Source organism: Streptomyces griseoviridis (assembly GCF_005222485.1).
In the GTDB taxonomy this organism is placed as follows: domain Bacteria; phylum Actinomycetota; class Actinomycetes; order Streptomycetales; family Streptomycetaceae; genus Streptomyces; species Streptomyces hintoniae.
The window spans coordinates 4,400,880-4,413,394 of sequence record NZ_CP029078.1 but is presented as its reverse complement, the minus strand read 5'-3'; the positions used below and the strand labels follow the sequence as shown (position 1 = coordinate 4,413,394).

At 71.7% G+C, this 12,515-nt stretch carries 8 protein-coding genes and 4 tRNA genes; 5 read left to right on the top strand and 7 right to left on the bottom strand.

Annotated elements, in window-relative coordinates; genetic code table 11:
* Positions 1-148: 148 nt before the first annotated feature.
* Positions 149-355: a developmental transcriptional regulator BldC gene (bldC, locus tag DDJ31_RS18735; RefSeq protein ID WP_033321412.1), complete on the top strand. Its 207-nt coding sequence runs from the start codon at positions 149-151 to the stop codon at positions 353-355.
* A 452-nt stretch (positions 356-807) separates the two neighbouring features.
* On the opposite strand, the gene DDJ31_RS18730 is transcribed toward bldC, so the two are convergent.
* The 3 genes from DDJ31_RS18730 to hrpA all read right to left on the bottom strand — a co-directional run bounded on the left by DDJ31_RS18730 (position 808) and on the right by hrpA (position 5,358).
* Positions 808-1,017: a DUF6274 family protein gene (locus DDJ31_RS18730; RefSeq protein WP_127179146.1), complete on the bottom strand. Its 210-nt coding sequence runs from the start codon at positions 1,015-1,017 to the stop codon at positions 808-810.
* 185 nt (positions 1,018-1,202) lie between these two features.
* Positions 1,203-1,277: transfer RNA gene (locus DDJ31_RS18725), tRNA-Asp, on the bottom strand.
* A 94-nt stretch (positions 1,278-1,371) separates the two neighbouring features.
* On the bottom strand, positions 1,372-5,358 hold the full coding sequence (gene hrpA, locus DDJ31_RS18720; RefSeq protein WP_127179147.1) for an ATP-dependent RNA helicase HrpA: 3,987 nt from the start codon (positions 5,356-5,358) through the stop codon (positions 1,372-1,374).
* A gap of 137 nt (positions 5,359-5,495) precedes the next feature.
* On the opposite strand from hrpA, the gene DDJ31_RS18715 reads away from it, so the two are divergent.
* On the top strand, positions 5,496-6,581 hold the full coding sequence (locus tag DDJ31_RS18715) for an ABC transporter permease (protein ID WP_127179148.1): 1,086 nt from the start codon (positions 5,496-5,498) through the stop codon (positions 6,579-6,581).
* A 40-nt stretch (positions 6,582-6,621) separates the two neighbouring features.
* On the opposite strand, the gene DDJ31_RS18710 is transcribed toward DDJ31_RS18715, so the two are convergent.
* The 4 genes from DDJ31_RS18710 to DDJ31_RS18695 all read right to left on the bottom strand — a co-directional run bounded on the left by DDJ31_RS18710 (position 6,622) and on the right by DDJ31_RS18695 (position 8,706).
* Positions 6,622-6,698 (bottom strand) — tRNA-Phe (locus DDJ31_RS18710).
* A gap of 23 nt (positions 6,699-6,721) precedes the next feature.
* Positions 6,722-6,796 (bottom strand) — tRNA-Asp (locus DDJ31_RS18705).
* 36 nt (positions 6,797-6,832) lie between these two features.
* Positions 6,833-6,905, bottom strand: a tRNA-Glu gene (locus DDJ31_RS18700).
* Positions 6,906-7,008: 103 nt separating this feature from the next.
* Entirely contained in the window at positions 7,009-8,706 is a 1,698-nt protein-coding gene (locus DDJ31_RS18695) for a metallophosphoesterase family protein (protein WP_127179149.1), read from the bottom strand.
* A gap of 216 nt (positions 8,707-8,922) precedes the next feature.
* Between DDJ31_RS18695 and DDJ31_RS18690 the strand changes: the two genes are divergently transcribed.
* The 3 genes from DDJ31_RS18690 (at position 8,923) to DDJ31_RS18680 (ending at position 12,441) form a co-directional block, all read left to right on the top strand.
* Complete coding sequence (locus DDJ31_RS18690; protein WP_206280682.1) at positions 8,923-9,273, top strand: metallopeptidase family protein; 351 nt, start codon at positions 8,923-8,925, stop codon at positions 9,271-9,273.
* A gap of 153 nt (positions 9,274-9,426) precedes the next feature.
* Positions 9,427-9,876 carry a hypothetical protein gene (locus DDJ31_RS18685; RefSeq protein WP_346656282.1) on the top strand — a complete coding sequence of 150 codons (450 nt, stop codon included), beginning with the start codon at positions 9,427-9,429 and terminating at the stop codon, positions 9,874-9,876.
* A 342-nt stretch (positions 9,877-10,218) separates the two neighbouring features.
* Positions 10,219-12,441 (top strand): DEAD/DEAH box helicase, encoded by a 2,223-nt coding sequence (locus DDJ31_RS18680; protein WP_127179151.1) that lies wholly within the window; start codon positions 10,219-10,221, stop codon positions 12,439-12,441.
* Positions 12,442-12,515: the final 74 nt, after the last annotated feature.

Below are 12,515 nucleotides of genomic sequence, written 5' to 3'. Positions count from 1 at the left end.
GGACGGATGGTGTAGTTGTAGTGCCGAGGACAAGCCGTTCGTCCTATAACCGACTCGACCCGCGTCCGCCATTTCGGGCAACGCGGGTCAAGGTGCAGAATTTAGAGGAAAGAACCGAGAAGGTTCGGTTCTCCCGAGGAGGCCGCTCATGACCGCTCGCACCCCTGATGCCGAGCCGCTGCTGACCCCGGCTGAGGTCGCCACCATGTTCCGTGTCGACCCCAAGACGGTCACGCGGTGGGCGAAGGCCGGAAAGCTCACGTCCATCCGCACGCTCGGCGGACACCGCCGTTACCGCGAGGCCGAGGTGCGCGCACTGCTCGCGGGTATTCCGCAGCAGCGCACCGAGGCCTGACAACTTCATAGCAGGGTGGTGCGACACGTCCCCCAACGTGCCGAAACGCCCGAAAACTAGCTCCATACGACGCGGAGTCCGCCCCAACGGACCCCACGCCCCGGCTCCTCGGAGCCTCCCAAGAACGTGACATGGGTGCGTCGTCGATCGCGCTGGACTCCGCCGGGTCCAGCGCGATCTTTTTTGTGTCCGGTGCCTTCCGGGCGACTTTGTTCGCCCCGGGGGCGCCGGCGGAGGCTCTGTGAGCGGCCTTGTCGGACTCTGGGGAGGCCTGTCGGATCTCCTGTGGGGGTGCTGTCACACCGTCTCCGCGGGGGCTCCTGAGAGGCCCGTACGGGGAGTCCCGGGGGGAGTGCAATTGCACATATTAAATTGACCGGTTGTAGGAGGTGAGTAAGAACCGGCACGTGCGGTTTTTATGCGGTGACACCCGTCACATGCCGGAGTCCTTGTCACCCGGACGCGGCTGCGCTAGAGGAGCCCTCGATTCCAGCGTCCTTGCGCGGGGCGGGAGTTGGGGCCGGCGGCGGCCCCGAGTCCATCGCGAGTCGCAGCAGGCGATGGCAGATCGGGCAGTGCCGGGTCCGGTGGCGGTAGGGCAGCGCGGCCGACAGATGCGCGCGCAGCAGCGCCCGCGTCTCGTGCCTCACCGGAGCCGCCATGCGCCACCTCCAGCACCCGCGCCCGCGACGGGTCCTGACATCTGGTTACCGGCGGACCCGGGCACCGTCAAGGACGGAGGGCGGCACTCCGGTGAACGGGCCCCCGACGGACGGGAATCCGGCGGCCGAGGCGCGCGCGGACAACGCGAGAGAGCCCGGACGATGTCCGGGCTCTCTCTTTACTGCGGTCCTGACGGGATTTGAACCCGCGGCCTCCACCTTGACAGGGTGGCGAGCACTCCAAACTGCTCCACAGGACCAGGTTTCGCAGTGCGATTCGTGCGTTGCGCTGCGAGACAGGACTCTACAGGAGCCTGCGCCTCCTGGTAAAACTCACCCAGGGTGGGCGGCCGGTCACGGGGCGAGGGCGTCGATCGCCTTCACGATCCGCTTGTCCGAGACCGGGTACGCGGTGCCCAGCGCGTGCGCGAAGTAGCTGACCCGCAGCTCCTCGATCATCCAGCGGACGTCCGTCACCGCGGACGGCACCGGACGGCCCCGCGGCAGCTGTTCGAGCAGCCACGCGTACTCGTCGCGCATCTCCCGCACCTTCTCCATGCGGGTGGTGTCCCGCTGGACGTTGGTCGGCATCTGCTGCAGCCGCCGGTCCACCGCCACCAGGTAGCGCATCAGGTCGGGCAGCCGCCGCAGCCCGGCAGCCGTCACGAAGCCCGGCCGCACCAGGCCGTCCAACTGCCCGCGCACGTCCTGGAGGTTGGCCAGCAGCGCGGGGCTCCGTACGCCCTTCAGACGGCGCTCACAGGCCTGCCAGGCGGCCAGCACCTGCTGCACCTGCCCGACCGTCCGTACGGTCGCGTCGACGATCTCCGCGCGCACCTTGTCGAACAGCTTCCGGTACGACTCCTCGTCCCACGCGGGACCCCCGAAGTCCGCGATCAGCCGGTCCGCCGCCGCCGTCGCGCAGTCGTCGAACAGCGCCTGGATCGAACCGTGCGGATTCGACGACAGCGCCAGCTTCTGCGCGTTGGTCAGCTTCTCGGACGCGAACTTCGCCGGATTGACCGGGATGTTGCGCAGGATCAGCCGGCGGGTGCCCCGCCACATCGCCTCGGCCTGCTCCGCCTCGGTGTCGAACAGCCGCACCGAGACCGTGTCGCCGTCGTCGACCAGCGCCGGGTACGCCTTCACCGGCTGTCCCGCCCTGCGGGTCTCGAAGACGCGGGTGAGGGCGCCGATCGTCCAGTCCGTGAGCCCTGTGCGCTCCAGGGACTCGCCGCCCTCGCGCTCGGCGGTCGCGGCCGCCGCCTGGGACAGCGCCTGCCGCGCCTTCGGCCGCAGCCGCAGCCGCAGCGCCTCCAGGTCCTTGTCCTCGGCCAGCTTCCGGCGCCGCTCGTCGACGATCCGGAACGTGATCTTCAGGTGGTCGGGGACCTTCGCCCAGTCGAAGTCGTCCGCCTCGAAAGGCACCCCGACCATCCGCTTCAGCTCCCGCGCCATGGTCGTCGTCAGCGGCTCCTGGAGCGGCACGGCGCTGTCCAGGAAGCGCTTCGCGAAGTTCGGCGCGGGCACGTAGTTGCGGCGGATCGGCTTGGGCAGGGAGCGGATCAGCTCGGTGACGACCTCCTCCCGCAGCCCCGGGATCTGCCAGTCGAAGCCCTCGTCGGTGATCTGGTTGAGGACCTGGAGCGGCACGTGCACGGTCACACCGTCGGCGTCCGCGCCCGGCTCGAACTGGTACGTCACCCGGAACTTCAGCTGCCCCTGCCGCCAGGAGTCCGGATAGTCGGCCTTGGTGACCGCCTCGGCCGACTCACGGATCAGCATCGCCCGCTCGAAGTCGAGGAACTCCGGCTGCTCCTGCCGCTTGTGCTTCCACCAGGAGTCGAAGTGGGCGCCGGACACCACGTGTTCGGGCACCCGCTGCTCGTAGAAGTCGTAGAGGGTCTCGTCGTCCACGACGATGTCCCGGCGCCTGGCCCGGTGCTCCAGCTCCTCGACCTCGCTCAGCAGCCTGCGGTTGTCGGCGAAGAACTTGTGGTGGGTGCGCCAGTCGCCCTCCACCAGGGCGTTGCGGATGAACAGCTCGCGGGAGACCTCGGGGTCGATCCGGCCGTAGTTCACCTTCCGCTGGGCGACGATCGGGACGCCGTACAGCGTGACCTTCTCGTACGCCACCACGGCCGCCTGGTCCTTCTCCCAGTGCGGTTCGCTGTACGTCCGCTTCACCAGGTGCCCGGCGAGCGGCTCCACCCACTCCGGCTCGATGCGCGCGTTGACCCGCGCCCACAGCCGCGAGGTCTCCACCAGCTCCGCCGACATCACGAACCGCGGCGGCTTCTTGAACAGCGCGGAGCCGGGGAAGATCGCGAACTTGGCGCTCCTGGCGCCCAGGTACTCGTTCTTGCCCGAGCCCCTGCCGCTCTCCGCCCCGGCGTCCTTCACGTCCTTCATGCCGATGTGCGAGAGGAGACCGGCGAGCAGCGAGACATGGATGCGGTCGGCGGGCGCGTCGCTCTCGGCGGCCTCCTCGACCCGGATGTCCATCTGCTTGGCGACCGTGCGCAGCTGGGTGTAGATGTCCTGCCACTCGCGGATCCGCAGGAAGTTCAGGTACTCCTGCTTGCACATCCGCCGGAACGACGACGAACCCCGCTCGCGCTGCTGCTCGCGCACGTACCGCCACAGGTTGAGGTAGGCGAGGAAGTCGCTCGTCTCGTCCTTGAAGCGGGCGTGCTGCTGGTCGGCCTGGGCCTGCTTGTCGGCGGGGCGCTCGCGCGGGTCCTGGATGGAGAGCGCGGCGGCTATGACCATGACCTCACGGGCGCAGCCGTTGCGGTCGGCCTCCAGGACCATCCGGGCCAGGCGCGGGTCGACCGGCAGCTGGGCCAGCTTGCGGCCGGTGTCGGTGAGCCGCTTGCGGACGTCCTGCTGCGCCGGGTCGAGCGCCCCCAGCTCCTGGAGGAGCTGCACGCCGTCGCGGATGTTGCGGTGGTCGGGCGGGTCGATGAAGGGGAACTTCTCGATGTCGCCGAGGCCGGCCGCGGTCATCTGGAGGATGACGGAGGCGAGGTTGGTGCGCAGGATCTCGGCGTCGGTGAACTCCGGGCGCGCGTTGAAGTCGTCCTCGCTGTAGAGCCGGACGCAGATGCCGTCGCTGGTCCGGCCGCAGCGGCCCTTGCGCTGGTTGGCGCTGGCCTGCGAGACCGGCTCGATGGGCAGCCGCTGCACCTTGGTGCGGTGGCTGTAGCGGCTGATCCTGGCGAAGCCCGGGTCGATGACGTACTTGATGCCGGGGACGGTCAGGGAGGTCTCGGCGACGTTCGTCGCGAGCACGATCCGGCGGCCGGTGTGCGGCTGGAAGACCCGGTGCTGCTCGGCGTGCGAGAGCCGGGCGTACAGCGGCAGCACCTCGGTGAACCGGTACTTCTTCTTCTCCAGCGCGTCGGCGGTGTCGCGGATCTCCCGCTCCCCGGAGAGGAAGACCAGGATGTCGCCCTTCCCCTCGCCCTGGAGCTCCTCGACGGCGTCGCAGATCGCGGTGATCTGGTCCCGGTCGGAGTCCGCGGACTCCTCGGTGACGTCCTCCAGGAGCGGCCGGTAGCGCACCTCCACCGGGTACGTCCGCCCGCTGACCTCGATGATCGGGGCCTCGCCGAAGTGCCGGGAGAACCGCTCGGGGTCGATCGTCGCCGAGGTGATGACGACCTTCAGGTCGGGGCGTCTGGGCAGCAGCTGGGCGAGGTAGCCGAGCAGGAAGTCGATGTTCAGGGACCGCTCGTGGGCCTCGTCGATGATGATCGTGTCGTAGGCGCGCAGCTCGCGGTCGGTCTGGATCTCGGCGAGCAGGATGCCGTCCGTCATCAGCTTGACGAAGGTGGCGTCCGGGTCGACCTGGTCGGTGAACCGCACCTTCCAGCCGACGGCCTGCCCGAGCGGGGTGTCCAGCTCCTCGGCCACCCGCTCGGCGACGGTGCGGGCGGCGATCCTGCGCGGCTGGGTGTGCCCGATCATGCCCCGGACCCCGCGCCCCAGCTCCATGCAGATCTTCGGGATCTGGGTGGTCTTGCCCGAGCCGGTCTCACCGGCCACGATCACGACCTGGTGGTCGCGGATCGCCTCGGCGATCACGTCCTTCTTCTGGCTGACCGGCAGCTGCTCGGGATAGCTGACGGCGGGCACCCGGCCGCGCCTGCGGCCCATCCGCTCCTCGGCTTTCTCGACCTCCGCCCCGATCTCGGCGAGCACGGCGGCGCGCGCCTCGGGCTTGCGGATCTTGCGCGCGCCTTCGAGCCTGCGCCCGAGCCGGTGCGCGTCGCGCAGGGACAGCTCGGTCAGGCGGGGGGCGAGGGCGCCGAGGGCGGGGGCTGGGTGCGTAGACATACGCGTCCCAGGATCTCATCCCGGGGAAATCCATGGCGAACGCTTTTGCCCGGCGGACCGCGCGGCCCGGGTGCGGGGGAGGGGTGCGCGGCGTTCGTCCTGATGTGTGGGCGGTCCTCCTGGCCTAGCGTTCAGCTATGTCGCATTTGCCCGAGGGAACCCCTCAGTCCCGGCACGGAGAGCACGGCCGGCCGCCGAGCGCGTCCGAGCGCTGGGCCTCCTTCACCGGGTCGCCCTTCCTGCCGGCGACCGTGCTCGTGTTCATCCTGGCGGCGGCTGCCGCGCTGTTCGCGGCGGCGTACACGTACTCCATGGCCAACCCGACCCCGCACCACATCCCCACCGGGGTGACCGGGCAGTACCAGAGCGCGCGCGGCAAGGAGTTCCTCGCCGGGATGGAGAAGGCGCTCGACGCCCAGTTGGACCTGAAGCCCTACGACTCGGCGGCGGCCGCCCATGAGGCCGTCGAGCAGCAGCGGATCTACGCGGTCCTCGACGTGCGCGACGGCGGCGCGCGGGTCGGCCTCGACGTCTCGGGGGCGTCCGGGTTCACCGTCGCCCAGGTGTTCACGGAGGCGGGGCCCGCGGTCAGCAGGGCGACCGGCATCCCGGTCACCGTCAGGGACCTCAACCCGTTGCAGAGCGGGGACCCGCGGGGCCTGACGATCTTCTACATCTCGCTCGCGGCCGTGATCATCGGGTTCGTCGGGGCGATCCAGCTGAGCGTGCACGCGCGCGCCCTGAACCCGGCCGAACGGATCGCCTTCACGCTCGCCTACGCGCTGCTCGGCGGGTTCGCGGTGGCGGCGGTCGCGGACTGGTGGCTCGGCGCGGTCGATCTGCCGTTCGTCGAGTCCTGGCTGATCCTCGCGCTGACCATGTTCACCTGCGGCATGGTCTTCACGATGTTCAACACGTTCTTCCACCGCTGGGCGATGATCCCGACCTGGGGCCTGCTGGTGCTGCTCGGCAACCCGGCGTCGGGCGGCGCGGTGGCGCCCCCGCTGCTGCCGACGGTGATCGGCCGGATCGGTCAGTGGCTGCCGCCGGGCGCCTCGGTCAACGCGCAGCACTCGGCGGTCTACTTCCAGGGGGCGCAGCACGCGTTCCCGTTCCTGGTGCTGGCCGCCTGGGCGCTGCTGTCGTGCGGTCTGTTCTGGTTCTGGCGCCACCGGCATCCGGGCGGTCGCGGCACCCGGCCGCTGCACGCGGCACCCGTGTGAACGACTCAGGGCCCCGTCCGAGAACGGGGCCCTGAGAGGGTGGTGGCTGGGGCCGGGGTCGAACCGGCGACCTATCGCTTTTCAGGCGATCGCTCGTACCAACTGAGCTACCCAGCCACGAGGTTCCGAAGAAACCTCAGCGGTCCTGACGGGATTTGAACCCGCGGCCTCCACCTTGACAGGGTGGCGAGCACTCCAAACTGCTCCACAGGACCAAGCGTGCGCGCAACAGTGTTGCACACGGTCTTACGTGCCCCCAACGGGATTCGAACCCGTGCTACCGCCTTGAAAGGGCGGCGTCCTAGGCCGCTAGACGATGAGGGCTATCGGCCCGCCTGGGCGCCTTGCGGCGCCTCGGGGACGTGAGAAGCATATGGGATGCCGGGAGGTATCGCCAAAACGGTTTCCGGGGACGGGGAGAAACGGTTCACGGGGACGGCGGACGCGGGGCCGACCGGGTGCCGCCGGCCGGCCCGGAGGGGCTGCCCGAGACCGACGCGGACGGCGACGATGACGACGCCGACGCCGATGACGGCGACGATGACGACGACGCCGACGCCGACGCGGTCGGGGTGCCCGTGGCGGGGGCGGCGCCCGGCTGGTTCTCCTTCGGGAGGTGGCGGCTGACCTCCGCCGTCGTCAGGCCGAGGCCCCCCAGCTTGATCTCGTCCCACGCCTGCAGCCGCTTGCTGTCCCGGTCGAAGTAGAGGATCGACGCCTCGATCGGGTCGGGGTGGGTGCCCTCCACCGCGCGCAGTCCGCTGCCGCCGGTGGAGCCCTCCACGCGCAGCCGGGTGCCGTACCGCATGACCTCCGTCTTCTCGTGGTGGATGTGCCCGGCCAGCACCAGCGGCACCTCGCCGTCCACCAGCCGCGCGGCCGACGGCTCGTGCGCGACCGCCACGTCGACGGGGGTGCCCGCCGCCCTCTGGTCGCGCAGGGCCGACGCCAGCCGGGCGCCCGCGATCTCCTCGGAGGCGTCCGCGCCCGCGCCCTCGGAGCGGTCGGGCGTGAACTGCGGGTCGCCGATGCCCGCGAAGCGCAGCCCGGCGACGGAGACGGCCCGGCCGTCGTCCAGGACCCGCACGTTCCTCATGCGCTCCAGATAGCGCTGGGTGGCCCGCGAGTCGTGGTTGCCCCTGACCCACACGTAGGGGGCGCCGAGGTCGGCGATCGGGTCGAGGAAGCCGTTCTCGGCCGCCGTCCCGTGGTCCATGGTGTCGCCCGAGTCGACGATCACGTTCACCTTGTACTGGTCGACCAGCGACGCGATGATCTTCCAGCTCGCCGGGTTGAGGTGGATGTCGGAGACGTGCAGGACGCGCAGGGTGGTCGGGTCGGGCCGGTAGGCGGGGAGCGTCGAGGTGACGTCGTAGAGCTTCGTCACGTTCGTCACCAGACGGGCCAACTCCTTCTGGTACACGTCGAATTCGGTGACGATGCTGCGCGCGTTGCCGACCAGTGAGGGCGCCGAGGAGAGCAGCCCCGAGTACTTCGGCTCGAGGACCGACTCCGGGTTCCAGGTCGCGTACGCCGACGCCCCGGACGCCGTGAGCAGGGTGAGCGCGAGGCCGCCCGCGGTGAGCGCGGTCCGCGGACGGCGGTAGACGGCGAGCCCGAGCGCGGTCGCGCCCGCGACGACCGCCACTCCGGAGCGGACGGCGAGGTCGAGGGTGCCGTGCTCGACGTCCCGCGCCACCTCGTCCTGGAGCCCGGAGAGCCGCTCGGGGTGGTCGACGAGCGCGGCGGAGCGGGCCGGGTCGAGCTGGTCGACGTTGACGTCGAGGCGGACCGGGCCGTGGTGGCTGTCGAGGCTGAGCGCGCCGAGCGGCGACACGTTGATCTTCGTGCCGCCGGTGAGGGACGGGCGCAGGGTCATCGTCGTGTCCATCGGCCCGACCGGGACCCGGACGTCACCGACGGCCAGCAGCCCCAGCCAGGCACCGGACAGCACGACGACGGTCAGCCCCAGGGCGCGCGACCAGGGCCGCGGCCGGGAGGCGAGTTCGAGACGCGGAAGACCGCCCGGCGGCCTGCGGCCCCCGCCGGACCGCGCGGTGCGGCCGGGACGGGAAACCTTGCGGACGCCGGGAATCCGGGACATGCGGGCGGGGACACGAGCCATTGGTGCCGCCTGCCCATGCCCCCGCCCCCCTATGCGACCAGCACCCACCGGACCTCGCCCCGGGATCGGCACGGACACCGGCGGTCCCGTCCACCGCCCCGACCGGGCGCGGGGCCCGCCGGAACTCCGGGTCGATCCGCCGCCCCGGCGATCCGCCGGGCCGTCGGGCTCGTCGTCCCCCGCCCGTCGCGCGCCCCCGTGGCCGACAATGGGTGCGTGCTGGAGATGACGCGTGAGGAGTTCGAGGAACTGGTGGCCGAGTCGCTCGACCGGATTCCGGCCGAGCTGACGCGGCTGATGGACAACGTCGCGGTGTTCGTCGAGGACGAACCGCCCGCCGACGACCCCGAGCTGCTCGGGCTCTACGAGGGGACGCCGCTGACCGACCGGGGCGAGTGGTACGCGGGGGTGCTGCCTGACCGGATCACGGTGTTCAGGGGGCCGACGCTGCGCATGTGCGCGACGCGCGAGGAGGTCGTCGCGGAGACCGAGATCACCGTCGTCCACGAGATCGCGCACCACTTCGGGATCGACGACGCCAGGCTGCACGCCCTCGGCTACGGCTGAGCCTCGCGTGCGGGGCGCGTGTCCTCTTCGGGGCGGCGGGAGTTGGGCAGGGCAACTCCTCTCCCCGCCTCGGAGGTTGCTCCCGTGCGCCCCAAGAACGTTTCTCTCCGTCTGGCCGCCACGGTCGTGGTCGTCGCCGCAGCCGCAGGATGCATGAGCGTGAGTGACGGCGGCGGAGGCGGCGCGAAGCCGTCGCACTCCGCCGGTCTGCCGGGCGGCGCGGCGTCGGACGGCGGTGCGGCGGGCTCCGCCTGGGGCTCGGGGCACGGCGGGGCGGGGGACGGCAAGCGCGGGCACGGGGAGCACGCGGGCGAGGGCGCGGACGGCACGGGGTCGGCGTCCCCGTCGACCTCGCCGTCGGACGGCGCGAGCGAGTCGGCGCCCGAGCCGGGGAAGCCGGGGCAGACGGCGCGCCCCACCCCGACGCGGACCGCGGAGCCGACGCCGACCAGGACCGTCGAACAGCCGCCGACCCCGCCGGTCCAGCCGCCGTCGGGCGATCCGTCGCCGACGGTCGCGGAGCCGTCGTCGTCGGCGCACGAGGAGCCGGGACCGCAGCTGGTGCAGCGGGAGCCGGCGCCCGAGGCGGGGTCACCGGTGTAGGGGGCCTGCGTCCGGGCGGGGTCGCGGTGGGGTGGGAACCGGGGTCCGCCCGACGGGCCGCCGGTGGGGTGGGGCCGGGGTCCGTCCGAGGGGTCGCCCGGGAGGCGGGACGGGCCCTTGCGTACCCCCTCTGGCCTGTGGTGATGCCGTCGGTTTGCCTTCGGGGTGGGTGGGTGCGTATGGTGGTAGATCGTTTGATCCCATTTGCCCGGCGCCAACGCAGAGCGCGCCGTGTGGCGCGTACTCTCCTTTGCCGTGGCGGACCGCATAGAGGCGGTCGTAGAGCGAATCACGGAGTTGACGGGCGCGTGCCGACGAGACTCCGGAAGGTTTCGCATACGCATGTCCATTTCCAGTACTGATCACGCCGTCGTGCCCGAGAACGGCGAGGCTGTCGAGGCCGTGGAGGAGACGCAGACGCTCTCCTTCGCCGACCTCGGCCTCCCCGAGGGCGTGGTGCGCAAGCTCGCACAGAACGGCGTGACGGTCCCCTTCCCGATCCAGGCCGCGACCATCCCGGACGCCCTGGCCGGCAAGGACATCCTCGGCCGGGGCCGCACCGGCTCGGGCAAGACCCTCTCCTTCGGTCTGCCCGCCCTGGCCACGCTGGCCGGCGGCCGCACCGAGAAGCACAAGCCCCGCGCCGTCATCCTCACGCCGACCCGTGAGCTGGCGATGCAGGTCGCCGACGCCCTCCAGCCCTACGGCGACGTCCTCGGCCTGAAGATGAAGGTCGTCTGCGGCGGTACGTCGATGGGCAACCAGATCTACGCCCTGGAGCGCGGCGTCGACGTCCTGGTCGCCACCCCGGGCCGGCTGCGCGACATCATCAACCGCGGCGCCTGCTCCCTCGCGGACGTGCAGATCGCCGTCCTCGACGAGGCCGACCAGATGTCCGACCTGGGCTTCATGCCCGAGGTGACGGAGCTGCTCGACCAGGTGCCGGCCGGCGGCCAGCGCATGCTCTTCTCCGCCACCATGGAGAACGAGATCAAGACGCTCGTCGACCGCTACCTGAAGGACCCGGTCTCGCACGAGGTCGACGCCGCCCAGGGCGCGGTGACGACCATGTCGCACCACATCCTGATCGTGAAGCCCAAGGACAAGGCGCCGGTCACCGCGGCCATCGCCTCCCGCAAGGGCCGCACCATCATCTTCGTCCGCACCCAGCTGGGCGCGGACCGGGTCGCCGAGCAGCTGCGCGACGCCGGCGCCAAGGCCGACGCGCTGCACGGCGGCATGACGCAGGGCGCCCGCACCCGGACGCTGGCCGACTTCAAGGACGGCTACGTCAACGTCCTGGTCGCCACCGACGTCGCCGCGCGCGGCATCCACGTGGACGGCATCGACCTGGTCCTGAACGTGGACCCGGCCGGCGACCACAAGGACTACCTGCACCGGGCCGGCCGTACCGCTCGCGCGGGCCGCACCGGCACCGTCGTCTCGCTGTCGCTGCCGCACCAGCGCCGGCAGATCTTCCGGCTGATGGAGGACGCGGGCGTCGACGCCGGGCGTCACATCATCAACTCCGGCACCGCCTTCGAGCCCGAGGTCGCCGAGATCACCGGCGCCCGTTCGATGACCGAGGTGCAGGCCGAGTCGGCCGGCAACGCGGCGCACCAGGCCGAGCGCGAGGTCTCCCAGCTCACCAAGGAGCTGGAGCGGGCCACGCGGCGCGCGTCCGAGCTGCGCGAGGAGGCCGACCGGCTGTCCGCCCGCGCCGCCCGCGAGCGCGGCGAGGACCCGGAGACGGCGGTCGCCGAGACGGCGGTCGCGGCCGAGGGTGCCACCGACGCCGCCCAGGCGACGGAGCAGCAGCCGGCCGCCGACGCCCCGGCCCGCGAGGAGTCCGCGACGGCTTCGGCTCCGTCGGCCCCCGCGTACGAGCGTCCGCGCCAGCAGCGTGACGAGCGCGGCAACTACGAGCGCCGTGACCGTCGTGACGACCGTCCGTCGGGCGGTTTCCGCCGGGACGACCGCCGCGATGACCGTGGTGGCCGTTCCTTCGAGCGTCGTGACGACCGTCCGTCGGGCGGTTTCCGCCGGGACGACCGCCGCGATGACCGTGGTGGCCGTTCCTTCGAGCGTCGTGACGACCGTCCGTCGGGCGGTTTCCGCCGGGACGACCGCCGTGACGACCGTGGTGGCCGTTCCTTCGACCGCCGTGACGACCGTCCCTCGGGCGGCTTCCGTCGCGACGACCGCCGCGACGACCGTCGTGACGGTGACCGTGGTGGCCGTTCCTTCGAGCGTCGTGACGACCGTCCGTCCGGCGGCTTCCGCCGTGACGACCGCCGTGACGGCGGCGGCGACCGTGGCGGCTTCCGCCGCGACGACCGCCCGTCCGGCCACCGGGGCAGCGACCGCCCCTTCAACCGCGACCGGCAGACCGGCGGCGACCGTCCGTTCAACCGTGACCGGCAGGGCGACCGTCCGGGCTTCCGCTCCGGCGGCCACGACCGTCCCACCGGCCGCCGCGACGACCACCGCGGCACCGGCACCGGCACGGGCACCGGCTCCTTCGGGCGCCGGGACGACAAGCCGCGCTGGAAGCGCAACGGCTGACGCCGGGTGAAGTGACCTTCCGGGGCCCGTACGACGATGTCGTACGGGCCCCGGTGCGTCCGGCCCCGGTGTGC

What these genes read in the sequence shown, in the direction of transcription:
- bldC (WP_033321412.1), top strand. Translation starts at nt 149, where the DNA reads ATGACCGCTCGCACCCCTGATGCCGAGCCGCTGCTGACCCCGGCTGAG.
- DDJ31_RS18730 (WP_127179146.1), bottom strand. Translation starts at nt 1,017, where the DNA reads ATGGCGGCTCCGGTGAGGCACGAGACGCGGGCGCTGCTGCGCGCGCAT.
- hrpA (WP_127179147.1), bottom strand. Translation starts at nt 5,358, where the DNA reads ATGTCTACGCACCCAGCCCCCGCCCTCGGCGCCCTCGCCCCCCGCCTG.
- DDJ31_RS18715 (WP_127179148.1), top strand. Translation starts at nt 5,496, where the DNA reads ATGTCGCATTTGCCCGAGGGAACCCCTCAGTCCCGGCACGGAGAGCAC.
- DDJ31_RS18695 (WP_127179149.1), bottom strand. Translation starts at nt 8,706, where the DNA reads ATGGCTCGTGTCCCCGCCCGCATGTCCCGGATTCCCGGCGTCCGCAAG.
- DDJ31_RS18685 (WP_346656282.1), top strand. Translation starts at nt 9,427, where the DNA reads ATGAGCGTGAGTGACGGCGGCGGAGGCGGCGCGAAGCCGTCGCACTCC.
- DDJ31_RS18680 (WP_127179151.1), top strand. Translation starts at nt 10,219, where the DNA reads ATGTCCATTTCCAGTACTGATCACGCCGTCGTGCCCGAGAACGGCGAG.